At 67.0% G+C, this 23,777-nt stretch carries 22 protein-coding genes; 15 read left to right on the top strand and 7 right to left on the bottom strand.

The window, feature by feature from the left end:
* Window positions 1-61 precede the first annotated feature (61 nt).
* The gene (locus H6844_03685) at window positions 62-1,522 is read right to left on the bottom strand and encodes an NAD(P)/FAD-dependent oxidoreductase (protein MCB9928504.1); all 1,461 of its coding nucleotides are present in this window, start codon (window positions 1,520-1,522) and stop codon (window positions 62-64) included.
* Between the two features lie 163 nt (window positions 1,523-1,685).
* On the opposite strand from H6844_03685, the gene H6844_03690 reads away from it, so the two are divergent.
* The 6 genes from H6844_03690 to H6844_03715 all read left to right on the top strand — a co-directional run bounded on the left by H6844_03690 (window position 1,686) and on the right by H6844_03715 (window position 8,347).
* Window positions 1,686-2,606, top strand: coding sequence for an SDR family oxidoreductase (locus H6844_03690; GenBank protein ID MCB9928505.1), 921 nt, complete (start codon window positions 1,686-1,688; stop codon window positions 2,604-2,606).
* A 45-nt stretch (window positions 2,607-2,651) separates the two neighbouring features.
* Window positions 2,652-3,569: an SDR family oxidoreductase gene (locus tag H6844_03695; protein ID MCB9928506.1), complete on the top strand. Its 918-nt coding sequence runs from the start codon at window positions 2,652-2,654 to the stop codon at window positions 3,567-3,569.
* Between the two features lie 247 nt (window positions 3,570-3,816).
* Window positions 3,817-4,950, top strand: coding sequence for a hypothetical protein (locus H6844_03700; protein ID MCB9928507.1), 1,134 nt, complete (start codon window positions 3,817-3,819; stop codon window positions 4,948-4,950).
* A 25-nt stretch (window positions 4,951-4,975) separates the two neighbouring features.
* Entirely contained in the window at window positions 4,976-6,154 is a 1,179-nt protein-coding gene (locus H6844_03705) for a CoA transferase (protein MCB9928508.1), read from the top strand.
* Between the two features lie 194 nt (window positions 6,155-6,348).
* Window positions 6,349-6,684 (top strand): preprotein translocase subunit SecG, encoded by a 336-nt coding sequence (secG, locus tag H6844_03710; protein ID MCB9928509.1) that lies wholly within the window; start codon window positions 6,349-6,351, stop codon window positions 6,682-6,684.
* A 13-nt stretch (window positions 6,685-6,697) separates the two neighbouring features.
* A complete protein-coding gene (locus tag H6844_03715) occupies window positions 6,698-8,347 on the top strand; it encodes a CTP synthase (GenBank protein ID MCB9928510.1) in 1,650 nt (549 codons plus the stop codon).
* Window positions 8,348-9,086: 739 nt separating this feature from the next.
* Here H6844_03715 and H6844_03720 read toward each other — a convergent pair.
* Window positions 9,087-9,476, bottom strand: a complete 390-nt coding sequence (locus H6844_03720; protein MCB9928511.1) for a carboxymuconolactone decarboxylase family protein — start codon at window positions 9,474-9,476, stop codon at window positions 9,087-9,089.
* A gap of 3 nt (window positions 9,477-9,479) precedes the next feature.
* The gene (locus tag H6844_03725) at window positions 9,480-10,592 is read right to left on the bottom strand and encodes an NAD(P)/FAD-dependent oxidoreductase (protein MCB9928512.1); all 1,113 of its coding nucleotides are present in this window, start codon (window positions 10,590-10,592) and stop codon (window positions 9,480-9,482) included.
* Between the two features lie 160 nt (window positions 10,593-10,752).
* On the opposite strand from H6844_03725, the gene H6844_03730 reads away from it, so the two are divergent.
* From H6844_03730 to H6844_03760, 7 genes are all read left to right on the top strand, one after another.
* On the top strand, window positions 10,753-11,751 hold the full coding sequence (locus H6844_03730; protein MCB9928513.1) for a DUF3179 domain-containing protein: 999 nt from the start codon (window positions 10,753-10,755) through the stop codon (window positions 11,749-11,751).
* A gap of 539 nt (window positions 11,752-12,290) precedes the next feature.
* A complete protein-coding gene (gene kdsA / locus H6844_03735; GenBank protein ID MCB9928514.1) occupies window positions 12,291-13,151 on the top strand; it encodes a 3-deoxy-8-phosphooctulonate synthase in 861 nt (286 codons plus the stop codon).
* 23 nt (window positions 13,152-13,174) lie between these two features.
* Window positions 13,175-14,449, top strand: a complete 1,275-nt coding sequence (gene eno / locus H6844_03740; protein MCB9928515.1) for a phosphopyruvate hydratase — start codon at window positions 13,175-13,177, stop codon at window positions 14,447-14,449.
* A gap of 57 nt (window positions 14,450-14,506) precedes the next feature.
* Window positions 14,507-14,872 carry a septum formation initiator family protein gene (locus H6844_03745; GenBank protein MCB9928516.1) on the top strand — a complete coding sequence of 122 codons (366 nt, stop codon included), beginning with the start codon at window positions 14,507-14,509 and terminating at the stop codon, window positions 14,870-14,872.
* 109 nt (window positions 14,873-14,981) lie between these two features.
* Window positions 14,982-15,986 (top strand): pyruvate dehydrogenase (acetyl-transferring) E1 component subunit alpha, encoded by a 1,005-nt coding sequence (pdhA, locus tag H6844_03750; GenBank protein MCB9928517.1) that lies wholly within the window; start codon window positions 14,982-14,984, stop codon window positions 15,984-15,986.
* A 40-nt stretch (window positions 15,987-16,026) separates the two neighbouring features.
* On the top strand, window positions 16,027-17,460 hold the full coding sequence (locus tag H6844_03755; GenBank protein MCB9928518.1) for a pyruvate dehydrogenase complex E1 component subunit beta: 1,434 nt from the start codon (window positions 16,027-16,029) through the stop codon (window positions 17,458-17,460).
* A gap of 28 nt (window positions 17,461-17,488) precedes the next feature.
* Window positions 17,489-18,937 carry a 2-oxo acid dehydrogenase subunit E2 gene (locus tag H6844_03760; protein MCB9928519.1) on the top strand — a complete coding sequence of 483 codons (1,449 nt, stop codon included), beginning with the start codon at window positions 17,489-17,491 and terminating at the stop codon, window positions 18,935-18,937.
* 222 nt (window positions 18,938-19,159) lie between these two features.
* Here the strand turns inward: H6844_03760 and H6844_03765 are convergent, their stop codons facing one another.
* From H6844_03765 to H6844_03780, 4 genes are all read right to left on the bottom strand, one after another.
* On the bottom strand, window positions 19,160-19,447 hold the full coding sequence (locus H6844_03765; protein ID MCB9928520.1) for a type II toxin-antitoxin system RelE/ParE family toxin: 288 nt from the start codon (window positions 19,445-19,447) through the stop codon (window positions 19,160-19,162).
* Window positions 19,434-19,685: a type II toxin-antitoxin system ParD family antitoxin gene (locus tag H6844_03770; protein MCB9928521.1), complete on the bottom strand. Its 252-nt coding sequence runs from the start codon at window positions 19,683-19,685 to the stop codon at window positions 19,434-19,436. The genes H6844_03765 and H6844_03770 overlap by 14 nt, the downstream gene beginning before the upstream one ends.
* 112 nt (window positions 19,686-19,797) lie before the next feature.
* Window positions 19,798-20,409 carry a DJ-1/PfpI family protein gene (locus H6844_03775; protein ID MCB9928522.1) on the bottom strand — a complete coding sequence of 204 codons (612 nt, stop codon included), beginning with the start codon at window positions 20,407-20,409 and terminating at the stop codon, window positions 19,798-19,800.
* Window positions 20,410-20,420: 11 nt separating this feature from the next.
* A complete protein-coding gene (locus H6844_03780) occupies window positions 20,421-21,509 on the bottom strand; it encodes an LLM class flavin-dependent oxidoreductase (GenBank protein MCB9928523.1) in 1,089 nt (362 codons plus the stop codon).
* Between the two features lie 131 nt (window positions 21,510-21,640).
* Here H6844_03780 and H6844_03785 point away from each other — a divergent pair, with 131 nt between their 5' ends.
* Both H6844_03785 and H6844_03790 read left to right on the top strand, forming a co-directional pair.
* Window positions 21,641-21,871 carry a hypothetical protein gene (locus H6844_03785; protein ID MCB9928524.1) on the top strand — a complete coding sequence of 77 codons (231 nt, stop codon included), beginning with the start codon at window positions 21,641-21,643 and terminating at the stop codon, window positions 21,869-21,871.
* A gap of 224 nt (window positions 21,872-22,095) precedes the next feature.
* On the top strand, window positions 22,096-23,700 hold the full coding sequence (locus H6844_03790; GenBank protein MCB9928525.1) for an ABC transporter substrate-binding protein: 1,605 nt from the start codon (window positions 22,096-22,098) through the stop codon (window positions 23,698-23,700).
* The last annotated feature ends 77 nt before the right edge of the window (window positions 23,701-23,777 follow it).

Genomic DNA, 23,777 nt, shown 5'->3' on the forward strand with positions numbered 1-23,777 from the left:
GGCGCCGCGGCGGCCGGGGTCGGGCCGTCGGTATCAGGCCGTCGGGGTCAGGCTGTCGGTATCAGGGCGTATCGTCCAGGGGCGGCCACCAGGGCGTGCCGTCCGGCAGTTCGTCGCCGAACAGTTCCGGATCGTCGAAGGCCTGCATGGCCTGCCAGTGGGTCTCGATGCCGGCCCGGAACAGGTCGGCGGCCAGGCCCTGGGCCAGGCGTTCCGCACCTTCGCTCACCGCGGGAATGTCGCCGGAGACATTGCCGTGGGTCATGGCGGCCGCATAGGTGAAGCAGTAAATATCGCCCAGATAGGGGGCGCTTCCGGCCTCGCGCTCGACGAACTGGAAGCTGGGCGAGAGGGCCGGAAAGGCCAGCCATTCCGCCTGCGCGTCGCCCGCCCGTTCGGCCAGCAGGTCCGCATGGGTGCGGATCAGCGGGGCATGGTCCGCCAGCTCCGCCGGTGCGGCCAGGTCGATGGCGAAGCCGGTGCCGAGGATGACATGGTCCGCCGGCAGCGAGCCCTTGGGCGTCGCGAGGCAGAACCGGCCGCCCTCGCGCCGCACTTCGGTTACCGGCGCGTCGAGCCAGAGCGCCGCGTTTTCGTGCCGGAACACCCGCAGCAGGGAATCCCGCGGCGGCGCGACCCGGTAGCTGCCAATATAGTCCAGCAGTTTCAGCCGCCAGTCCGGCGCCAGTGTCGGGAAGCCATGGGTGAAGCCGCCATAGACGATGCCCTTGGCCTTGTTGATGCGCGGCACCGCCGGCGCGCGCGCCAGTAGCGTCACCTGCCGGGCGCCGGCCTCCAGGGCCGAGGCGGCGTTGTCCATGGCCGACGCGCTGAGGCCGATCACCGCCACGTCCTTGCCGTGCAGTGCGGCGAAGTCGATATCGTCCGACGTGTGTTGCACGCCCTGCCCGAAAAACGGGGCGAGGGCGGCGGGAATTCGCGGCCGGGCCTGGCCCTCGCGGCCGGTCGCCAGCACCAGCTTGCGGCAGGCGGCGGTCTCGCGGTGGCCGTCGGCGTGGATCAGGTCGCAGTCCAGGCCGTGCGGCGCCGGCCGGATCGCGGCGAGGCGCACGCCGTTTTCCACCGGCAGGCTCAGCACCCGGCGATACCAGACCAGATAGTCCATCCACATGGCGCGCGGGATCTTGCCGAGCCCGGCCCAGGCCTCGGCCCCATGCTGGGCCTCGTACCAGGCGCGGAAGGTGAGGGCGGGCAGGCCCATGGCCGGGCCGGTCAGGTGGTTCGGGCTGCGCAGCGTGCGCATGCGGGCATAGGTCACCCAGGGGCCTTCGCGGCCGGCCTCCGCCCGGTCCAGCAGGCGCAGCCGCTCGATCCCTTGGCGGCGCAATGCGAACGAGACCGTGAGCCCCAGCATGCCGCCGCCGGCGACGATCACGTCGCTGACCGGCCGGCCATCGGTGGCGCTTGTCTCCGGCACCCAGCCTTTCGGCGGATAATTCAGCAGGCGCAGGTCGCGGGCGAGGTCGGCTTCGAGAGCCGCAAGGGAAGTCGGTACGGGCATGCCCCGTTCCTAGCGCGGGTCCGGGCCTCGGGCCAGGGCGCCGATTGGCTCAGCCTGCCGGCCCGATGGCGGGGCGACGGGGCGGTATCGCGCCATTGCGCCCGTCCGATCCCGCATCTAGATTGCCGGCATCCGCATATCCCCAAGGGAGAAGTACGCAAAGATGGCTGATGGAATGCTCGACGGCAAAGTGGTGCTGGTGACCGGCGCCGGCCGTGGCATCGGTGCCGAGGTGGCGAAACTCGCCGCGGCAGAGGGTGCCAAAGTGGTGGTGAACGACCTGGGCGGCGCGGTCGACGGCGCCGGCGCCGGCGATGCGACCCCGGCGCAGGAGGTCTGCAACGAGATCGCGGCCAAGGGCGGCGAGGCGGTGGTCAACGGCGACAGCGTCGCCGACTTCAAGGCCGCCCAGGGCATGGTGCAGCAGGCCATCGACACGTTCGGCCGCATCGACGGCATTGTGAACGTCGCCGGCATTCTGCGCGACGTCATCTTCCACAAGATGAGCCAGCAGGACTGGGATCTGGTCATCGCCGTGCACCTGAAGGGCTCGTTCAACGTCGCCCGCGCCGCGGCCGAGCATTTCCGCACCCAGGAATCCGGTGCGATGGTGCACTTCACCTCGACCAGCGGCCTGATCGGCAATTTCGGCCAGGCGAACTATTCGGCCGCCAAGCTCGGCATTGTCGGCATGAGCACCAACATCGCGCTCGACATGGCGCGCTATGGCGTGCGCTCCAACTGCATGTCGCCGTTCGCATGGTCGCGCATGATCGGCACCATTCCGTCCAACACGCCGGAGCAGGAAGCCCGCCTCGCCAAGATCAAGCAGATGGTGCCGGCCCAGATCGCGCCGATGTGCGTCTATCTGCTGTCCGATGCGGCCAAGGACGTGACCGGCCAGATTTTCGGCAGCCGCATGAACGAACAGATCCTGTTCAGCCAGTCGCGGCCGATCCGCTCGGTCCACAAGGCCGAAGGCTGGACGCCGCGCAGCATTGCCGAGGAAGGCATGCCGGCACTGGTGCCGAGCTTTGTCGGGCTCGACCGCTCCGGCGACGTGTTCTGCTGGGACCCGATTTGATTGATCCGCGCGACCTGAAACGCTGCGACTACAAGGATTTGGAATATGAGTGAAGGATTGTTGGAGGGCAAAGTCGTCCTCGTGAACGGCGCTGGCCGCGGCATCGGCCAGCAGATCGCCATCACCTGCGCCCAGGAAGGCGCCAAGGTGCTGGTGAACGATCTGGGCGGTTCGGTCGAGGGCGAAGGCCGCGACACTGGCCCGGCCATGGAAACGGTCAAGATGATCGAGGCCATGGGCGGCGAGGCCGCTGCCAATGGCGGCTCCATCGCCAACTGGGACGATGCCCAGGCCATGGTCAAGCAGGCGGTGGACACGTTCGGCCGGATCGACGGCGTGGTGAACGTCGCCGGCATTCTGCGCGACCGCATCTTCCACAAGATGACGGAAGACGATTTCGACAGCGTCATCAACGTGCACCTGACCGGCTATTTCTATGTGGCCCGCGCCGCTGCGGATTATTTCCGCCAGCAGGAATCCGGCGCGATGGTGCATTTCACCTCGAACAGCGGCCTGGTCGGCAATGTGGGCCAGGTGAATTACGGCGCCGCCAAGATGGGCGTGGTCGGGCTTTCCAAGTCGATCGCGCTCGACATGAGCCGGTTCGGCGTGCGCTCGAACATCATCTCGCCGTCGGCCTTCACCCGCATGATCGAGACCATCCCGATCAAGGGGCCGGAAGGCGAGAAGCGCCGCAAGCGCCAGGAAGCCATGACCCCGCAGAAGATCGCGGCCCCGGTCGCCTATCTGCTGTCGGACGCGGCCAAGGACGTGAGCGGCCAGATCTTCTATGTGCGCTCGAACGAGATCATGCTGATGAGCCAGCACCGCCCGGTGCGCATCATCCACCGCGGCGAGGGCTGGACACCGGCGCTGATCCACGAGCACGCCATGCCGGCGCTGCGCCCCCACTTCACGCCGAGCGCCCCCAGCGCGGCGTATTTCAACTGGGACCCGGTGTAAGCTTGGCCGCTTGAGCTTTCCTGCTTGAGCTTTCCCGGGCGCGCCCTGGCGCGATCCGGGGTCTTTCTCCGCCCCGGCGCCCCGTGCGTCCGGGGCGGCTTTCGTTCCGCTCCCCGGACGCACGGGCCAAGAGCGACGTTTCCCCTACCGCAACGGCATGCCGCCCGCTACAAACAGGGGGCCCTCGAGACGGCCCCTCGAGTCGGCCCCTCGAGTCCCCTCCCGCGAAGCCGCGTCGATCCCTGCCATGCTCCGGTTCTTCCCCCTTCGCTTTGCCCTGTCGCTCGCGCTCGTGTTGGCGCTGCCGCTTGGGCCTGCCCCCGCCATGGCGGCCGAGCCGACGGTCTGGCAGGCGCAATATCCGCTCGCGCCCGACCATCCGGTGGTGACGGAGGGGTGGGCGGCGATGGCCGCCGCGCTGAAGCCCGATATCGACCTGCAACTGCGCCTGACCGGCCCGCGGCTCGGCACGGCGGAATCGCTGGATGCGCTGTCGCTCGGCGCGCACCAGATGGCGCCGGTCGCGCTCGCCAGCTATCCGGACGATTTTCCACACTGGGCCATGCTGGGCGAACTGTTCCTGGTCGGCGGCGAGAGCGTGGCGGCGGCGGCCGCGATCAGCGAGCTGGTGATGCGGGAATGCCCGGCCTGCCAGCAGAATTTCGCCCGGCGCAAGCTGGTCTTTCTCGGCACTTACGGTGCGGCCCCCTACCGGCTGATCGGCCCGCGCCCGCTGGCCGCCAGCCAGAGCCTGGAGGGCCAGACCGTGGCCACGCCCGGCAGCCTGTGGGACCGGTTGGTGGTCAGCCTCGGCGGCAGGGCCGCGCCGCCCCGGGAGGACACCGGCGCCGCCCTGGTGGCGGGGAAGGTGACGGCCGTGATCGATATCGCCGCCGCCCTGCGCCGACCGCCGCTCGCCGGCCACGCCCTGGCGGTGACCAAGCTGCCGCTCGGCGGTTATCGCGGCGCCGGCCCGTTCATGGTCAACCGCGATGCCTGGCGCAGCCTGTCGGTCGACCAGCGCCGGCGCGCATTCGTGGCGGCGGCAACCGGCATCGTGCGCATCACGGCCGCCTATCACCGCCAGGATGCGGCGGCGCTTGCGGCGGCCCGGAAACAGGGGATCGCGGTGGTTCGGGGCGAGTTGCTGCTGGAAGATCGCATCCGCCGTTTCGCCACCGCCGATCAGGAGCAGGTGGCGAAGAGCGCCGAACAGCGGTTCGGCATCGCCAATGCGCCGCACTTTCTCGACCGGCTGAAAGTGCTTTACGACAAATACGCGATCCTGCTGGGGCCGAAAGCGACCGACGACGACGCGATAGCCCTTCTTTCCGCCGAAATCTTTGATAGGCTCGACGCCGAAACCTACGGGCTCCAATAACCGTCCGAGGCGGAGGAATCAGCCGATGAGTTACGAACGCCCCTATGAGGGCATCAAGGTCGTCGACCTTTCGCAGGGCATTGCCGGCCCCTATTGCGGCATGCTGCTGGCCCAGTACGGCGCCGACGTCGTCAAGGTGGAGCCGCTGGAAGGCGACTGGTCGCGCATTCTGGGCACGGTCTATGGCGACAACACCGCCTATTCGATCGCCGGCAATCTGGGCAAGCGTTCCATCGCGCTCGACCTGAAGACCGAAGCGGGCCGCGAGATCGTCAACCGCCTGATCGACGGCGCCGACCTGTTCATGGAAGGCTTCCGGCCGGGCGTGATCCAGCGGCTGGGCTTCGGCTACGAGGACGTGGCCAAGCGCAATCCCGGCATCGTCTATCTGTCGGTGTCCGGCTTCAGCCAGAAAGGCCCGCTCGCCACCAAGCCGGCCATGGACCCGGTGTTGCAGGCGTTTTCCGGCTTCATGATGGAAAACAAGGGCCAGGACGGCATTCCGCACCGCACCAACCCGATCGTGGTCGACATGTCGACGGCGCTCTACTGCTTCCAGGCGGTGTCGGCGGCGCTCTATGCCAAGCGGGACGCGACCGAGGGCCGGTTCATCGACGCCTCGCTGATGGCGGCGGCCTCCAACCTCCAGGTCGTGCGCATGATGGCGACCTATCTGGAGAAGGGCGAGATCAAGGCGCCCTCCGGGCCGTCCGGCACGTTCCCGACCGCCGACGGCTATATCCAGATCGTCATTCTGCGCGACCGCGACTATCTCGCGCTCTGCGATGCGCTCGGCCTGCCCGATCTGGCGGCCGATCCGCGCTTCCAGACCCGCGCCGACCGGGTCGAGAATGCGGATTATCTCGGCCGGGCGATCAGCGCGGTGCTGTCGCAACGCACCACGGCGGAATGGACCGCCATCCTGACCGAGGCGAAATTGCAGAACGAGGCGGTGCTGGATTATTTCCAGTTCCTGGACCATCCGCACGTGGAGGCATCGGGCCTGGTCTCGTGGCTGAACCATTCGGCGGTGCCGGAGCCGATCCCGGTGCCGAACCCGCCGGGCACCGTGCCGCTGGTCGACGGCATGGCCGCGGCCCACGCCCCGCATCTGGGCGAGCACACCGGCCAGGTGCTGGCCGAGTTGGGAATCGCCGCCGAGCAGGCGGAGCAATGGCGGGCCGCCGGCGCGATCAAGGGGTGAGGGCGCGCCCGGAAAGGCGCCCGGTTCGGCCGGTGCGGCGCATCGCTCCGAAATGCATCTGGCATTGCGGCGAGCGAGGCGATACATAGGGCGCTTGGCCACCTTGTGCTGCGAGGCGGGCCCGAACACCTGTGGATCGTTGCCCTCCTGCCCGCGGCAGGGCGGCGGGTCCCGAGCCTGTTAGTCAGAGTGCCATGCTTCAGATCGTCCTCGTCATTCATCTTCTGATCGCCGTCGGCCTGGTCGGCGTCGTGTTGCTGCAACGCTCGGAAGGCGGCGCGCTTGGGATTGGCGGCGGCGGAGGCGGCGGGTTCATGACCGGCCGCGGCACTGCCAACCTGCTGACCCGGACGACGGCCATCCTGGCGGCGTGCTTCTTCGCCACCAGCCTGGTGCTGGCGGTTCTGGCCAGCGGCACGCACAAGAGCGGCTCGATCATGGATGGCGCGGTGCCGACCGCGCCGGCATCGTCGAGCGCCCCCGCAGCTCCGGCGGCGCCCACCGGCCCGCAAGTGCCGCTGTCCAAGTGACGGGTCGGGGGTGATGCCGCGGCGGGCGGGCAGCGGTCCGCGATTCATTTTCATCACCGGCGGCGTCGCCTCGTCGCTGGGCAAGGGATTGGCGTCGGCAGCGCTGGGCGCGCTGTTGCAGGCGCGCGGCTTCAGCGTGCGCATCCGCAAGTTCGACCCCTATCTGAACGTCGATCCGGGCACGATGAGCCCCTACCAGCATGGCGAGGTCTATGTCACCGACGACGGGGCGGAGACCGATCTGGATCTGGGCCATTACGAGCGCTACACCAACATCGCGGCGCGCCGCTCGGACAGCGTCTCCACGGGGCAGATCTATTCCGAGGTGATCCGGCGCGAGCGCGCGGGCGAATATCTGGGCGCGACGGTGCAGGTGATCCCGCACGTCACCGACATGATCAAGGAGTGCATGGCGCGCGATCTGTCGGACGAGGATTTCGTGCTGGTCGAGATCGGCGGCACGGTCGGCGACATCGAGGGCCTGCCCTTCCTGGAAGCCATCCGCCAGATGCGCCTGGACCTGGGGCCGGAGCGGACCATGTTCGTGCACCTGACGCTGGTCCCCTACATTCCGTCTGCCGGCGAACTCAAGACCAAGCCGACGCAGCACTCGGCCCGCGAACTGCAAAATCTCGGCATCCAGGCGGATATCCTGCTCTGCCGCTGCGACCGGGACATCCCGGCCGACGCCCGGCGCAAGATGGCGCTGTTCTGCAACATCCGGCAGGAACGGGTCATCCCGGCGCTGGACGTGGACACCACCTATGCGACGCCGCTGACCTATCACGAGGCCGGCTTCGACCAGCAGGTGCTGGAATATTTCGATCTGGAGGCCCCGCCGCCGGACCTTTCGGCGTGGGAAGACGTGGTCCAGCGGGTGCGCCATCCGGAAGGAACCGTGCGCATCGCCATTGTCGGCAAATACACCGACCTGCGCGACGCCTACAAATCGCTGATCGAGGCGCTGGCCCACGGCGCCATCGCCAACAACGTCAAGCTTCAACTGGATTGGGTCGAGGCGGCGGCGATCGAGGACGGCTCCGCCCATGACGTGCTGACCGGCGTTTCCGGCATTCTGGTGCCGGGCGGTTTCGGCGAGCGCGGCTCGCAGGGCAAGGTGGCGGCGGTGCGCTATGCGCGCGAGCAGAATGTGCCGTTTTTCGGCATCTGTTTCGGCATGCAGATGGCCGTGGTCGAGGCGGCGCGGGCCTTGCTCGGCCTGACCGGCGCCAGTTCGACCGAATTCGGCCCGTGCGAGCATCCGGTGGTCGGCCTGCTGACCGAATGGACCCATGGCAACACCGTGGAGCAGCGCGACGCCGAGGGCGATCTGGGCGGCACCATGCGCCTTGGCGCCTATCCGGCGGAACTGGCGGCCGACAGCCTGGTCTCCCAGGTCTATGGCGGCGCCCGCGAGATTTTCGAGCGCCACCGCCATCGCTACGAGGTCAACATGACCTACCGCACCCGGCTGGAGGAGGCGGGCCTGCGCTTTTCCGGCGTCTCGCCCGACGGCCGCCTGCCGGAGATCGTCGAACTGCCGGGGCACCCCTGGTTCATCGGCGTGCAGTTCCACCCGGAACTGAAATCCCGGCCGATGGCGCCGCACCCGCTGTTCACCGCCTTCGTCGCCGCCGCGGTCAAGCAGTCGCGCCTGGTGTAGTCACCAGGGCCGGCAGTTCACGCTTGCCCGGACGGCGCATCGCGTCGATCCGGGACCTCGGTCCGAGCGAGGCTCCACGGCGGGCGGTGGCAGAGGCGGGAGTGGGCTCGGCCGGGAAAGCAGGGAGTGGTTGTCCCTGGGCTTTCCCGGACGGCGCATCGCGTCGATCCAGGACCTCGGTCCGAGCAGGGCCCTCTGCAGGCAGTGGCAAAGGCGGGAGATCCGGCCCTCGCCTCCGGCTCGTGGCTGCCCTAACTCGCCCTTTCGCGCTTTCCCGGACGGCGCAGCGCGTCGATCCGGGACCCTCGGCGTCGAGCAGGGCGGGCGGGCAGTGGCAAGGCAGGGGTCCAGGCCTCGCCTCCGGCTCGGCCGGGAATGCTCGAATGGCTGTCCCAACTCGCCCTTTCGGCTTTCCCGGACGGGCAGTCGATCGGGCGGGGCTCCACGGCAGAGCGGTGGCAAGGGCGGAGATCCGGCCCTCGCCTCCGCTCGGCAAGGAATGCAGGAATGCTGTCCAACTCGCCCCTTTCGGCTTTCCCGGACGGCGCAGCGCGTCGATCCGGGACCTCGGTCCGAGCAGGGCTCCACGGCAGGCGGTGGCAGAGGCGGGAGATCCCGGCCCTCGCCTCCGGCTCGGCTGGGAATGCTCGGGAGTGGCTGTCCTGACTTCGCCCTTGCAACTCTCCCGGACCGAGGCGGCGGATCCGGGATATCGAGCAGGGCTCCCCCTCCGGCGGTCCTATTCCGGCGCCGGCAGCTTGCCCAATTCCTGCAACACCTGCTGGGCGATCTGGGTCGCGTCCCGGGCGGCGGGAAAGCCGGCATAAATGGCGGTGTGCAGGATCGCCTCGCGGATTTCGTCGGCGCTGGCGCCGTTGTTGACCGCCGCCAGCAGGTGCACCCGCAACTCGCCCGCGCGGCCGAGCGCGGTCAGCGAGGCGATGGTGAGCAGCGACCGGGTCTTCAGGTCCAGCCCGTCGCGCGCCCAGACCAGGCCATAGGCCGCCTCCTCCGCCAAACGGTTGTAGGCGCTGGTGAAGTCGGTCTCGCGGCCGTCGCGTGCTGCCACATAGTCAGCGCCGAAAATCCGTTCCAGCAGGGCGCGGCCGCGTTCGCTTGCGTCCGACATGGTTCAGGCCTCCATCCCCAACCGCCGCAGCGTCTCGCGCGCCACGGCGGCGGACGCGGTGAGCCCCGGCGATTCGATGCCGTAGAGATTGACCAGACCCGGCACGCCGTGTCGCTCCGGCCCTTGCACCAGAAAGTCCGGCTGCGGCTCGCCGGGGCCGTGGATTTTCGGGCGCATGCCGGAATAGGCCGGCACCAGCGCGCCGTCCTGCAGGCCGGGATAATAGGTGCGCACCGCGGCATAGAAGGAATCGGCGCGGCGCGGGTCGACATCGTAGTTCAGCGTCTCGACCCACTCGATATCCGGGCCGAACTTGCACTGCCCGCCCAGGTCCAGCGTCACATGCACGCCCAGCGCGCCCGGCACCGGCATGGGATAGACCAGCCGGCGGAAGGGCTGCTTGCCCAGCAGCGAGTAGTAACTGCCCTTGGCCAGATAATCCCGCGGCACCGTCTCGGCCGGCAGGCCCTTCAGCGCCCGGCCCAGCTTCGGCGCGTGCAGGCCGGCGCTGTTGACCACCGTGGTCGCCAGCAGGTCCATGGGCTCGTCGCCGCCGACGCGCAGCAGGATGCCGTCGTCGCAGACCTCGCCGCCCAGCACCGGCGAGAGCAGGGCCAGCATGGCGCCGTGGTCCTCCGCGTCGCCCTGATAGGCCAGCATCAGGCTGTGGCTGTCGATGATGCCGGTCGACGGCGACAGCAGCGCGCCGACGCAGGCGACCTCGGGCTCCAACTGCCGCACGGCGTCCGGCGACAGATATTCCAGGTCGGGCACGCCGTTGGCGTCCGCCTGGGCCTTGAGGGTTTCCAGGCGCGGCAGTTCGCTTTCCGCGCTGGCGACGATCAGCTTGCCGATGCGCTTGTGCGGAATGCCGCGTTCGGCGCAATAGCCATAGAGAAACTGCTTGCCCTCGACGCAGGCTTTCGCCTTGAAGGTGCCGGTCGGGTAATAGATGCCGGCGTGGATGACCTCGCTGTTGCGGCTGGAGGTTTCGGAGCCGATCATGTCGGCCGCCTCCAGCACGATGACCTCGCGGCCGGCCTCGGCCAGCCATTTGGCACAGGCCAGGCCGACGACGCCGGCGCCGATCACCACACAATCCACACGCTCTGCCATCGTACGCACCGCGATTTCGCTAGGGTCGGAAACCCCTCCGTTGTGGCGCTGCCTCGGGCATTGGTCAACCGTCACGGCATTGTTAACGCGCGTACGTTGTTCCCGTTTGGGGGATACGGCATGATGCGGTCCTGCCACAATTTTGCCGGAGAAGGGCGGAATGCGGATCGGATTGATTTTGGCCATTGTGCTCGGTGTCATCGCGCTGGGGGCCAAGGCGAATCCGGAGTTCTGGAAGGGCGAGGGCTGGAAGACCGATTTCAGCCGCACCGTGGTCGATCTGAGCGAGATCATGAGCGGTGGCCCGGGGCGCGACGGCATTCCGCCGATCGACGACCCGCACTTCGTCGCTGCCGCCAAGGCGGACTACAACACGCGCGAGCCCGTGATCGCCTTCGGTCTGGGCGACGACCGGCGCGCCTATCCGCTGGCGGTGCTGATCTGGCACGAGATCGTCAACGACACGGTCGATGGCAAGCCGGTGGCGATCACCTATTGCCCGCTGTGCGACTCCTCCATCGTGTTCGACCGGTCGGTGGACGGGCGCGCCTTGCGGTTCGGGACCACGGGCAAGCTGCGTTTTTCGGATCTGGTGATGTGGGACGATGCGACCGAGAGCTGGTGGCAGCAATTCACCGGTCGGGCCCTTGTCGGCGCCTTTGCCGGCCGGCAACTCACCGTGCTGCCGAGCCGGGTGGAAGCGTTCGGCCTGTTCCGCGCGGCCCACCCGCAGGGCAAGGTTCTGGTGCCGCACGACGAAAACCGCCGCGCCTACGGTGCCAACCCCTATATCGGTTACGATCGGGCCGCGTGGCCGTTGCTCTATCGCGGCGAGGCGCCGGACGGCCTGCCCGCCCTGGCGCGGGTGGTGCGCGTCGGAGAGCGTGCCTGGACGCTCGACCTGTTGCGGGCGCGGGGGCGGATCGAAACCCGGGACGGGCTCGTCCTCACCTGGACGCCGGGGCAGGCGACGGCCCTGGGCAACCGCACCATTGCCAAGGGCGCGGACATCGGCAATGTCCTGGTTCGGCGCAACGGCGCCGCCGCGATCTTCAATGTGACCTTCGCGTTCGCGTTCCACGCCTTCGTGCCGAAGGGCGTCATTTTCGCCGACTGTGCCGGGGGGCGGCACACCACGGCGCCGGTTCGGTGCTTCTAGGCCATCGGTCCGGCCGCAACCGCACGCTTTTCTGCGTTGTCCCAGAACCCGATCTGGAGAGAATTGTTTGCCAGCATGGCGGATTCGCCCTGCCGGTTGGGGTCGGGCGCCGTAATATTCTTGTATCAATTTCTTGTATCACTTCGAAATATGTGGTATTAAAATACTGATTTCATATGGAGGGGTCAATGGATACCGAGCGCATGTTCACGGTGTATGGCCATGATTGTACTTGTCTGGTATTTTCCGACAACGGCCGCATCACGGATGCGGCGCCGTGTATCAGGCGGTTCGTTGGGATGAGTTCTCAGTTGTTCTTTGCATATGCAAGAAAAGCGGGTTGGACTTGGGAGGAGCTCCCGCCCTATGGCCCGAAGATCTCACCCGCAGGTCCCAGATGAAGTCCGCGAACGCGTCGCCGCGAGACTATTATCGTCTGAACCGACGACCTCATAGGTAACAGGTCCTGCTGCGACCTCGGTCTTGCTCCCCGGCGATGGGCGCGCTAGCTACAGCCCGACGCAAAGAGTGAAACCGCCATGACCCATCCGAATGCCACCGTCACCGCCGGCGCTGCCCTGGCCCGTCCGGCCGTGTTCGCCCAGGACAAGCCGCTGACCCTGATCGCCGGCCCCTGCGCCATGGAAAGCCGGGCGCATGCACTGGAAATGGCGGAGGCTCTGACCGCCATTGCCGGCCGGCTCGGCATCGGCTTCGTCTACAAGTCCAGCTTCGACAAGGCGAACCGCACCAGCCTGGGCAGCGCCCGCGGCATCGGCCTGGCCGACGCCCTGCCGATCTTTGCCGAGATCAAGGCCAAGTTCGGCTGCCCCGTGCTGACGGACGTGCACGAGAACGCCCATTGCGCCGCCGCGGCCGAAGCGGTGGACGTGCTGCAAATCCCGGCCTTTCTCTGCCGCCAGACCGACCTGCTGGTGGCCGCGGCCGAGACCGGGGCCGTCGTCAATGTCAAGAAGGGCCAGTTCCTGGCGCCCTGGGACATGCAGCACGTGGTCGCCAAGGTGACCGGCGCCGGCAACCCCAATGTGCTGGTGACCGAGCGCGGCGCCAGCTTCGGCTACAATACGCTGGTCAGCGACATGCGCGGCCTGCCGATCCTGGCGCAGACCGGCGCGCCGGTGGTGTTCGACGCCACCCACAGCGTGCAGCAGCCGGGCGGCCAGGGCGGCAAGTCCGGCGGCCAGCGCGAGTTCGTGCCGGTGCTGGCCCGGGCCGCGGCGGCGGTCGGCATTGCCGGCCTGTTCGTCGAAACCCACCAGGATCCCGACACCGCGCCCAGCGATGGCCCGAACATGGTGCCTTTGGCCGCATTGGAAGCGATGCTGAAGCCGATATTGGAACTCGACCGTATCGCCAAGGCGAACCCGATTACCCTCTGACGACTCCGAAAGCGAGCCCCGCCATGACCGCCATCGTCGACATTCACGGCCGCGAGATCCTCGATTCCCGCGGCAATCCCACCGTCGAGGTCGAGGTCGAACTCGAAGACGGCACCATGGGCCGGGCCGCCGTGCCCTCCGGCGCCTCCACCGGTGCGCATGAGGCGGTGGAGAAGCGCGACGGCGACGGCCGCTATGGCGGCAAGGGCGTGCAGGACGCGGTCGACGCCGTGAATGGCGAGCTGTTCGACGCGCTCAGCGGCCTGGATGCGGAGGAGCAGGTTTATCTCGACCAGGCGATGATCGAGCTGGACGGCACGCCGAACAAGGGCCGGCTGGGCGCCAACGCCATTCTGGGCGTGAGCCTCGCCGTGGCCCGCGCGGCGGCGCAATCGCTCGGCATGCCGCTCTACCGCTATGTCGGCGGCGTCTATGCCCGCACCCTGCCGACGCCGATGATGAACATCATCAACGGCGGCGAGCACGCGGACAATCCCATCGACATTCAGGAATTCATGATCATGCCGGTGGGCGCCGCCAGCTTCGGCGAGGGCCTGCGTTGCGGCGCGGAGGTGTTCCAGGCGCTGAAAAAGGCGCTGTCGGCGGCCGGCCACAACACCAATGTCGGCGACGAGGGCGGCTTTGCTCCCAACCTGTCCGGCACCCGCGACGCGCTGGACTTCATCCTCAAGGCCATCGAGAGTGCCGGGTACAAGCCCGGCGTCGATGTCATGCTGGCGCTGGACGCCGCGTCGACCGAGTTTTTCGAGGGCGGCAAGTACAACCTGAAGGGCGAGGGCAAGGTGCTGGATAGCGCCGGCATGGCCGACTATCTGGCCGCGCTGGTCAACGATTATCCCATTGTCTCCATCGAGGACGGCATGGCCGAGGACGACTGGGACGGCTGGAAGATCCTGACGGACAAGATCGGCAGCCGCTGCCAGCTGGTGGGCGACGACCTGTTCGTGACGAACCCGAAGCGGCTGGCCGACGGCATCCGCCAGGGCGTCGGCAATTCGATCCTGGTCAAGGTCAACCAGATCGGCACGCTGACCGAGACGCTGGAGGCGGTGGAGATGGCCCACCGCGCCGGCTATACCGCGGTGATGAGCCACCGCTCCGGCGAGACCGAGGACACCACCATCGCCGACCTGGCGGTCGCCACCAATTGCGGCCAGATCAAGACCGGTTCGCTGGCCCGGTCCGACCGGCTGGCCAAGTACAACCAGTTGTTGCGAATCGAGGAGCAGCTGGACCGTGCGGCGCTCTACAATGGCGGTGCTTTTATCCGCAAATAGAAGGTTTAAGTGCGAATCGCTTGACGGCATGGCCGCACCGGTGCATCGGTTGTGGCCATGACCTACCGGATTCGCTACCGCATCGTCGAATTTCTGCGCACATCGCGCCGGGCGATTCTGCCGGCGATCATTGCGTTGGCGACCCTGTATTTTGCGCTCTATGCGGTCTACGGGCCGAAGGGCTTCGGCATGCTGGGCGAACGCAAGGAGACGCTGGCCCTGTCATCGGCGGAACTCGGCCTGTTGGAAGAGGACCGGATGGCGCTGGAGCGGCGCGTGCGCCTGCTGGACGGCAAGGCCGTGGACCGCGACCTGCTGGAGGAAGAAACCCGTCGGGTGCTGAACCGAGCGCATCCGGACGAGGTGGTGGTGCTGATGCCGCCGCCGGTGGTTCCCGATCGCCTGGCCGACGCCGCGCGATAGGAGCCGCGCACCGGCGCATCGGCGGTCTTGGACAAGAGCATGACTTGCCGCGTCTGCCGTCTGCGGTATGGTAGGGGAACCGTATCACCGCAAGCGCAGGAACACCTTCATGGCCAGGTCCAAAGCGGCGGCAAGCACCGCCTCCAACGAGTTGCCTGCAGCGGACGTCGTCGAACAGTTGTACCGCGACATGTTGCTGATCCGCCGCTTCGAAGAGCGGGCGGGCCAGATGTACGGCATGGGGCTGATCGGCGGCTTCTGCCACCTCTATATCGGCCAGGAAGCGGTCGTGGTCGGCATGCAGACCGCGGTGCGCGAGGGCGACAGCATCATCACCGGCTATCGCGATCACGGGCATATGCTGGCGTGCGGAATGGATGCCAAGGGCGTGATGGCGGAACTGACCGGCCGGGAAGGGGGCTATTCCCACGGCAAGGGCGGCTCCATGCACATGTTCTCGAAGGAAAAGGGATTTTACGGCGGCCACGGCATTGTCGGCGCGCAGGTGTCGTTGGGCGTCGGCCTGGGCTTCGCCCACAAATACCGCGAGGACGGCGGCTGTTCCTTCGCCTATTTCGGCGACGGCGCCTCGAACCAGGGCCAGGTCTATGAGAGCTTCAACCTGGCCTCGCTCTGGCGTTTGCCGGTCGTGTTCGTGATCGAGAACAACCAGTACGGCATGGGCACCGCGGTCAGCCGCGCGGCCGCCGGCAACGGCCTGTTCGAGCGGGGCGCGGGTTTCGGCATTCCCGGCAAGCGCGTCGACGGCATGGACATCGTCACGGTCATGCGCGAGGGCAAGGAGGCCGCCGACTACGCACGCGAAAAGGGGCCGGTGATCCTGGAGATGGAAACCTATCGCTATCGCGGCCACTCCATGAGCGATCCGGCCAAATATCGCTCGCGCGAGGAAGTCTCGAAAATGCGCGAGGAACACGACCCGATCGAAGGCTTGCGGGCCAAGGCGCTCAAGGCCGGTCTGATCGACGAGGACGCCTTCAAGGCCATGGACCAGGAGGTGCGCAGCGTGGTGGCGGAATCCGCCGAATTCGCCCAGCAATCGCCGGAGCCCGACGTGGCCGAACTCTACACCGATATTCTGCTGGACGCTTGAGCCACACGGCCCGCGACTGCACCAGGGAGACCCAGAGGTTATGGCCATCGACATTCTCATGCCGGCGCTCTCGCCCACGATGGAAGAGGGCAAGCTGGCGAAATGGCTGGTAAAAGAAGGCGACGAGGTCAAGGCCGGCGATGTCATCGCCGAGATCGAGACCGACAAGGCGACCATGGAATTCGAGGCGGTCGACGAAGGCAAAGTCGGCCGCATTCTCGTTGACGAGGGCACCGAAGGCATCGCCGTCAACGCGCCGATCATGGTGCTGGTGGCCGATGGCGAGGCGGTGCCGGACGGCCCGTCCGGTGCGGCGCCGGCAAAGGCGCCGGACGGGGCCAAACCGGCCAAGGCCGAACCCCGGCTCGCGGCCGCGCCGCCCGCAAAGGCGAACGGAAAGGCGTCTCCCGCGCCAGCCGCCCCCGTGGTGGCAGCAACGGTCGACGGCCTGCCCGGCGCCGATATCGCGCCGGAAGGGGCAATGGGCGAAACCCAGACCCAGACCGTGCGCGAAGCGTTGCGCGACGCCATGGCGGAGGAGATGCGCGCCGACGACCGCGTCTTCGTCATGGGCGAGGAAGTGGCGGAATACCAGGGCGCCTACAAGGTGACCCAGGGCCTGCTGGAGGAATTCGGCGACAAGCGCGTCAGAGACACGCCGATCACCGAGCACGGCTTCACGGGCCTGGGTGTCGGCGCGGCCATGTCCGGCCTCAGGCCCATCGTCGAGTTCATGACCTGGAATTTCGGCATGCAGGCCATCGACCAGATCATCAACTCCGCCGCCAAGACGCTCTATATGTCCGGCGGCCAGATGGGCTGCCCCATCGTCTTCCGCGGCCCGAACGGCGCGGCGGCGCGGGTCGCGGCCCAGCATTCGCAATGCTATGCCAGTTGGTATGCGCACGTGCCGGGCCTGATCGTGGTCTCGCCCTACAGCGCCGCCGATGCCAAGGGCCTGCTGAAAAGCGCGATCCGCAATCCGAACCCGGTCGTCTTCCTGGAGAACGAGATTCTCTACGGCCAGTCGTTCGAGGTGCCGACCGCGGAGGACTGGGTGGTGCCGCTCGGCAAGGCCAAGGTGCTGCGCGAGGGCACGGACCTCACCATCACTGCCTTCTCCCGCGCCTGCGGCGACGCGCTGGCGGCGGCCGAGCAACTGGCGGAACAGGGCATTTCGGCCGAGGTGATCGACCTGCGCACCATCCGGCCGCTGGATGTCGCCACCATCATCGCCAGCGTGCGCAAGACCAACCGCCTGGTCAGCGTCGAGGAAGGCTGGCCCTATGCCGGCATCGGCTCGGAACTGGCGGCGCTTTGCATGGAACACGCGTTCGACTGGCTGGATGCGCCGGTGGTGCGCGTGACCGGCGAGGACGTGCCCATGCCCTATGCCGCCAATCTGGAAAAACTGGCCCTGCCCAGCGCCGAGCGCATCGTCGCCGCGGCGCGCCAGGTGACCTACGCCGACTGATCCGCTTCGTTCGACGGGACCCCGGCCCATGCCGACGCAAATCCTGATGCCCGCGCTTTCCCCGACCATGGAGGAAGGCAATCTGGTCAAATGGCTGGTGAAAGAGGGCGATACCGTTCGCGCCGGTGATCTGCTGGCGGAAATCGAGACCGACAAGGCCACGATGGAATTCGAGGCGGTCGACGAGGGCACGATCGGCAAGCTGCTGGTGGCCGAAGGCACCGAGGGCGTGAAGGTCAACGCGCCCATCGCCGTGCTGCTGGCCGACGGCGAGGATGCCTCCGCCGCGGAGGCGGCGGCCACGCCCGCGGCACCGGCGAAGACGGTGGAAGCATCCTCCGAGACGCCCAAGGCCGCGCCGGCCTCATCCGCCCCCGTGCCCCGGGCCAATGGCGCGGTGAAGGCGACGCCGCTCGCCCGGCGCATGGCCGAGCAGGCGGGCCTGGATCTGAACGTCCTCACGCCGACCGGGCCGGGCGGCAAGGTGGTGAAGGCGGACATTGAGCGGGCCATGCTGGGCGGCAGCAACGCCCGTGTCGGCGGGGCAAACGCCGCTGCCGCGGGCGGCGAGGGCCGCCTGTTCGCCAGCCCGCTCGCGCGGCGCCTGGCGAAGGAGGCGGGGCTGCCGCTGGAACGGATCGAGGGCTCCGGCCCGAACGGCCGCATCATTCGCCGCGACATCGAACGGGTGCAGCGCGACGGCCTGCCGGAACTGGCCGAGGAGGCGGCGCCCGCGGCCGCGGCGCCGGCAGCCCAGCCGAAGCTGGACCGGCCGGAACTGGCCGGCCTGCCGGATTACGAGCTGGTGCCGCACACCAGCATGCGCAAGACCATCGCGCGGCGGCTCACGGCCTCCAAGCAGACCGTGCCGCACTTCTACCTGACCGTGGATGTGGAACTGGACAATCTCCTGGAGGTGCGCAAGCAGATCAACGCGAACGCGCCGGAGGGGGTGAAGGTCTCGGTCAACGACTTTGTCATCAAGGCCGCCGCCATGGCGCTGATGCGCGTGCCGGACGCCAACGCCGCCTATGTCGACGAGGGGCTGCTGAAGTTCCGCTCCGCCGACATCTCCGTCGCGGTGGCGATTCCGAACGGTCTGATCACGCCGATCATCCGCGCCGCCCACACCAAGGGCCTGGCCGATATCTCGGCCGAGATGGCCGACCTCGCCAAGCGGGCGCGGGAGGGCAAGCTGCAGCCGATGGAGTTCACCGGCGGCACGTTCTCGATCTCGAATCTGGGCATGTTCGGCGTCAAACAGTTCGACGCGGTCATCAACCCGCCCCAGGGCGCCATTCTGGCGGTGGGCGCCGGCGAACAGCGGCCGGTGGTGAAGAACGGCCAGCTGGCGGTGGCGACCGTCATGAGCTGCACGCTTTCGGTCGACCACCGCGCCATCGACGGCGCCTTGGGCGCCCAGTTCCTGGCCGCCTTCAAGCCAATGATCGAGAACCCGGCGCTGATGCTGCTCTGACGACAGGAGCGGGCCGGTAGGGCCGCTCAGTTTCCCGGTTCATCCCGAGTTTGCGCGCAGCGCTGATCGAGAGGGTGGCTGCCGCCCTCACACCAGCCCGTGCACCCTGGCGAACGGGTCCCAGGACGGGTCGCGCTTCCAGTCATACTCGGTGCGGGTCGCCACGCGCTCGGCTTCGACCCAGTGGGCCTCCTACCCCTTCGAGCGCCAAGGCCAGTAGGCTCAAAGCTCTTCCCTCGGGTCCTGCCCACGCAGGATGCGGACGATTTCGACCGTCTCAGGAGCGATGATCCGGAAATAGATCGTATGCGGGCTATGGACACTGCGGCGGTAGCCCTCGCGGTAGTCTGACGCCTGGAATTGCAGGGGGCTGGCCGCGATCTGGCCCAATCTGGCCAGGAGGCTGTCGAAATACCGGTCGGCACGCTGGATGCCAAAGGTTTGAATGCCATGGCGATAGAGGCTTTCCAGGTCCGCATCGGCCTTGCGCGTAAGCCTATACGCGGCCATCCCGCTGCATTTCCTGCCTCACCGCCGCGCGAATGTCCTCTGGGGTGCGGTCGCTGACGCCGCTTTGTTCGCCTTCGATTAGCGCCGCAACCACGGCGTCCCGATGCCGGTTCCTCTCCTCGAGCAGGCGGAGGGCGTCGCGCATGACTTCGCTGGCGGACCGGTAGCGGCCCGAGGCAACCTGTCCGGCGATGAAATTCTCGAAATGCTCGCCAAGGGCCACGGACGTGTTTTTCATCGAAAGGCTCCTTTCCAGAGCAAGGTACCAAAGATTGGTACTTTCGCAAAGGGCCTGCACTCTTGATCCAGGCTACCGTTGCGATGCCGATGAAGGCGGTCTGGATCGCGGCTCACACCAGCCCGTGCACCCTGGCGAACGGGTCCCAGGACGGGTCGCGTTTCCAGTCATACTCGGTGCGGGTGGCGATGCGCTCGGCCTCGGCGGCGCCATAGAGGCGTTGGATTGCCGCCAGCGCCATGTCCATGCCGGCCGAAACGCCGGACGAGGTCAGGAACTTGCCGTCCTCGACCCAGCGCGCCTCCGGCTTCCAGTGCACAAGCGGGCCTTGCTCCGTCACCCAGGCGAAGGCCGCCTTGTTGCTGGTCGCGGCCTTGCCGTCGAGCCGGCCGGTCCGGGCCAGCAGGGCGCTGCCGGTGCAGACCGTCGTCACCAGGGAGGAAGCGTCGGAGGCCTCTCCCAACCAGCCGATCAAGGTGGCGTCCTCGACGCCCGGCCGCGTGCCGGGGCCGCCCGGCACCAGCAACAGGTCGAAGGCCGCACCGTCGGCGAAGGTCGCGTCGACGACGCTCGCCGGCCCCTGGCGGCTCGTCACCGGCTCGGCCGTGGCCGCCACCATGCGGATGCCGGGGGCGTCTTCCAGCATGCCGAACATTTCCAGCGGCCCGAACAGGTCCAGCAGTTCGAAGCCGGGGAAGATCACCGCGCCGATGGTTTTGGCCATGACCCTCGCTCCTATTCCGCCGCCACGGCTCCGGGCACCCGTTCCTCCGCCGGCGGCAGCGCCTTCAGCGCCGGCATCACCTTGGCGGCGAACAGCTCCATGTTGGCCCGCGCCTCGTCATGGGGCATGCCGGCCATGGAGAAAATGCCGGTGAACTGGTCCGAGCCCATGCGGTCCGCAATCTTGGTGATCTTCTGCACGCATTGCTCCGGCGTGCCATAGACCTGCAGGTCCATGAAGAACTGGATCGCGCCGTCCTCGTCCTGCTGCAGGTGCTCGGCAAACTTGCCGTAATACTCATAGCCCTTCTGGCCCTTCAGATGGTCCTTGTGGAACTCGTAGTGGTCCAGCACCGTCTGCCAGTAGCCGCCGATATAGTGCCGCGCCCGCTCGTAGGCTCGGCTCTCGTCCTCGTCGACAATGGTCCAGGCGGCGACGACCGGCTTCGGCGCCGGCTCGCCGTTCACTTCGCGATAAAGGGCCTTGTATTCGGCGAATTCCTTGGCCACGTGCTCCCACGGCTTTTGCGGGATCACCAGCAAGCCGATGCCCAGTTCGGCCATGATGCGGGAGCTTTCCGGCGAGACCGCGGCGGCATAGGTGCGGCCGCGGAAGCTCTGGAACGGCTCGGGCCGGATGGCGACACGCGGCTGCCGGTAGTGCTGGCCCTCGAATTCGACATGGCCGCTCTCCAGGCCGTTCAGCACCATCTGCGCCGCCTCGACGAAGCGCGAGCGGCTTTCGCCCATGTCCAGGCGGAAGCCGTCGAACTCCACCCGGCCGGCGCCGCGGCCCAGGCCCAGGATCAGGCGGCCGTCGCTGATATGGTCCAGCATGCTGATCTGTTCGGCCGTCCGCAGCGGATCGCGCCAGGGCAGCACCACCACCATGGTGCCGAGCTTCGCGTGCTTGGTGCGCCCGGCCATGTAGGAGAGGAACTGCAACGGGTCCGGGCACATGGTGTAGTCGGTGAAATGGTGTTCCACGCTCCAGACCGACTCGAAGCCCAGGGGCTCGGCCCGTTCGGCCAGCGCCATTTCCTCGCGCCAGACATCGCGGTCGGGGCGGGTGTGCCCCGGATTCTGAAAAATGACAGACATGCCTACATGCATTGCGCGCTTCCCATTGTACCGGTTGGTGGGACCAAAGTGTAACCGACATCACTGCCGCCGGCGGGCCGTTGCGCTAAGTCAACAATGGGAACCGGAGCGATGCAACCGCGGAGGTGAAAATGAGCACATTGGAGTTGTCGGGCCAGGCGGGCGGCGATCACCCGCGACGGGTGTTGGCGGTTTGGGGCTTTTGCGCGGCCGCGATCGCCTTCTGGGTCGGCATGGCGTGTTATCTCACCGCTTTGCCGGTTGCTGCGGCAATGGTCGCAGCGGTCGTTTTGGCGCTGGCGGTTATTCCGTTAGCGGGACGCATTGCCTATATAGTGTGGCAGGACGATGCCGACGGCTGACGCTGTCCATCGCCCTGTGGACCCTTGTGTCCAAACCCTTGATTGATCACTTGGCGGAGGCCGGAACCCGGCTTCCGCCATTTTTTTGTGCCCGATTTCCGATCCCTGGGAATTCTGGCAAGTCCGCATCTTCGCGAATTGACGGACAGCCATGCAGTTTTTAGGGTGCAGCTATGCGATGCGGGAATGCATTGCGTCAATGGAACCGTGACGGAGGATCGAACATGGGACTTTTGCGGCGATCACTGATCGCGGCTGCGACGGTGGCGGTAACGCTCACCGGTGCGGCTGAAGCCGAAACGCCGAAATACGGCGGCATCTTGAACTTCGTCGTTGGTTCGCGCCAGCCAAGCTTTGACGGGCATCAGGAATCGACCTTCGGGGTCATTCACCCGATTGCGCCCTTTTACAGCCTTCTGATCAAGGTCAACCCGGAGAATCCGGCCGATCCGACCGATTTTGTCTGCGATGTCTGCGTGGGCGATGTGCCCCAGCCGACGGATGACGGGCTGACCTACACCTTCCCCATCGTCAAGAACGCGACCTTCCACGACGGTCAGAAACTGACCGCGCACGATGTGGTCGCCAGCTTCAACCACATCATCAATCCGCCCAAGGGCGTGTTGTCCGTCCGCAGCTACATGTACGAGATGGTCGACAGTGTCGAGGCGACCGACGACTATACGGTGGTGTTTCATCTGAAGCGGCCGTCGCAGGCGTTCATTCCGGCGCTCGCAAACCCCTATAACTGGATCTATTCGGCCGACAAGCTGGCCAAGGACCCGAACTGGTACAAGACGAATATCGATGGCAGCGGCGCCTTCAAGCTGAAGGAAGTCCAGGCCGGTGCGTTGATCAGCGGCGTCAAATACGACAAGTATTTCAAGGAAGGCCGGCCGTATCTGGACGGCTTCAACGCCATCATCGCGCCGAAGCAGTCCGTCAGGGTCCAGGCGATCCGCGGTGGCCGCGCCGATATCGAGTTCCGGGCCTTCCCGCCGAAAGCGCGCGACGACCTGATTGCGGCCCTGGGCGACCAGATCACGGTGCAGCAGAGCACCTGGAACTGCAATGTGTCGGTGTCGCTGAATCACGGGTTCGAGCCGTTCAAGGACGAGCGGGTGCGCAAGGCGCTGACCCTGGCCATCGACCGCTGGGGCGGTTCGGAATACCTGTCCAAGATCGCCATCATGAAGACCGTCGGCGGCATCATCTTCCCGGGCCACCCCTATGCGCGCAGCAAGGAGGAACTGGAGAAGATGGTGGGCTATTGGCCCGACATCGAAAAGTCGCGTGCGGAAGCCCGTCGGCTGTTGAAGGAAGCGGGTTATGAGAACCTGTCCTTCGACCTGGTCAACCGCAATGTCGATCAGCCGTACAAGATCGCCGGCACCTGGTTGATCGGCCAGTGGAAGAAGATCGGCGTCACGGCCACGCAGCGCGCGGTGCCGACCGGCGAATGGTTCCGCTCGTTCCGCGAGACCAAGAATTACGAGGCCGCGGTCACGGCCAGCTGCCAGTCGGTGGTGAACCCGCTGCTCGACACGGCCAACAACCTGTCGATCGATCGTTCGCCGCAAAATTATCGCGGTTACAACGACGCCGAGGGCGATGCCATTTACGACAAGGCTGCCATGGCAACGAACCCGGAGGACGCAAAGAAGTATCTGCGCGAGTTCGAAGACTATATCATCAACGAAAAGGCGCATTACATGATCGTGCTGTGGTGGAACCGGATCGTTCCGTACCGCAGCTATGTCAAGGGCTGGAAGATCAGCCCGAGCCATTATCTGGGACAAACGCTGGTGAATGTCTGGCTCGACAAGTAGCCGGTTTCACCCGTCGCGGACCGGCGGGCCGGGACCATCCCGGCCGGCCGGTTCGAGGCGGCACCCGGCCCGGCGTG

It is taken from the genome of Alphaproteobacteria bacterium, from assembly GCA_020638555.1.
Lineage (GTDB): Bacteria > Pseudomonadota > Alphaproteobacteria > Bin95 > Bin95 > JACKII01.

Bases quoted from the DNA above. Each gene is read 5' to 3' on its own strand.
- H6844_03685 (MCB9928504.1), bottom strand. From the start codon at position 1,522: ATGCCCGTACCGACTTCCCTTGCGGCTCTCGAAGCCGACCTCGCCCGC.
- H6844_03690 (MCB9928505.1), top strand. From the start codon at position 1,686: ATGGCTGATGGAATGCTCGACGGCAAAGTGGTGCTGGTGACCGGCGCC.
- H6844_03695 (MCB9928506.1), top strand. From the start codon at position 2,652: ATGAGTGAAGGATTGTTGGAGGGCAAAGTCGTCCTCGTGAACGGCGCT.
- H6844_03700 (MCB9928507.1), top strand. From the start codon at position 3,817: ATGCTCCGGTTCTTCCCCCTTCGCTTTGCCCTGTCGCTCGCGCTCGTG.
- H6844_03705 (MCB9928508.1), top strand. From the start codon at position 4,976: ATGAGTTACGAACGCCCCTATGAGGGCATCAAGGTCGTCGACCTTTCG.
- secG (MCB9928509.1), top strand. From the start codon at position 6,349: ATGCTTCAGATCGTCCTCGTCATTCATCTTCTGATCGCCGTCGGCCTG.
- H6844_03715 (MCB9928510.1), top strand. From the start codon at position 6,698: ATGCCGCGGCGGGCGGGCAGCGGTCCGCGATTCATTTTCATCACCGGC.
- H6844_03720 (MCB9928511.1), bottom strand. From the start codon at position 9,476: ATGTCGGACGCAAGCGAACGCGGCCGCGCCCTGCTGGAACGGATTTTC.
- H6844_03725 (MCB9928512.1), bottom strand. From the start codon at position 10,592: ATGGCAGAGCGTGTGGATTGTGTGGTGATCGGCGCCGGCGTCGTCGGC.
- H6844_03730 (MCB9928513.1), top strand. From the start codon at position 10,753: ATGCGGATCGGATTGATTTTGGCCATTGTGCTCGGTGTCATCGCGCTG.
- kdsA (MCB9928514.1), top strand. From the start codon at position 12,291: ATGACCCATCCGAATGCCACCGTCACCGCCGGCGCTGCCCTGGCCCGT.
- eno (MCB9928515.1), top strand. From the start codon at position 13,175: ATGACCGCCATCGTCGACATTCACGGCCGCGAGATCCTCGATTCCCGC.
- H6844_03745 (MCB9928516.1), top strand. From the start codon at position 14,507: ATGACCTACCGGATTCGCTACCGCATCGTCGAATTTCTGCGCACATCG.
- pdhA (MCB9928517.1), top strand. From the start codon at position 14,982: ATGGCCAGGTCCAAAGCGGCGGCAAGCACCGCCTCCAACGAGTTGCCT.
- H6844_03755 (MCB9928518.1), top strand. From the start codon at position 16,027: ATGGCCATCGACATTCTCATGCCGGCGCTCTCGCCCACGATGGAAGAG.
- H6844_03760 (MCB9928519.1), top strand. From the start codon at position 17,489: ATGCCGACGCAAATCCTGATGCCCGCGCTTTCCCCGACCATGGAGGAA.
- H6844_03765 (MCB9928520.1), bottom strand. From the start codon at position 19,447: ATGGCCGCGTATAGGCTTACGCGCAAGGCCGATGCGGACCTGGAAAGC.
- H6844_03770 (MCB9928521.1), bottom strand. From the start codon at position 19,685: ATGAAAAACACGTCCGTGGCCCTTGGCGAGCATTTCGAGAATTTCATC.
- H6844_03775 (MCB9928522.1), bottom strand. From the start codon at position 20,409: ATGGCCAAAACCATCGGCGCGGTGATCTTCCCCGGCTTCGAACTGCTG.
- H6844_03780 (MCB9928523.1), bottom strand. From the start codon at position 21,509: ATGTCTGTCATTTTTCAGAATCCGGGGCACACCCGCCCCGACCGCGAT.
- H6844_03785 (MCB9928524.1), top strand. From the start codon at position 21,641: ATGAGCACATTGGAGTTGTCGGGCCAGGCGGGCGGCGATCACCCGCGA.
- H6844_03790 (MCB9928525.1), top strand. From the start codon at position 22,096: ATGGGACTTTTGCGGCGATCACTGATCGCGGCTGCGACGGTGGCGGTA.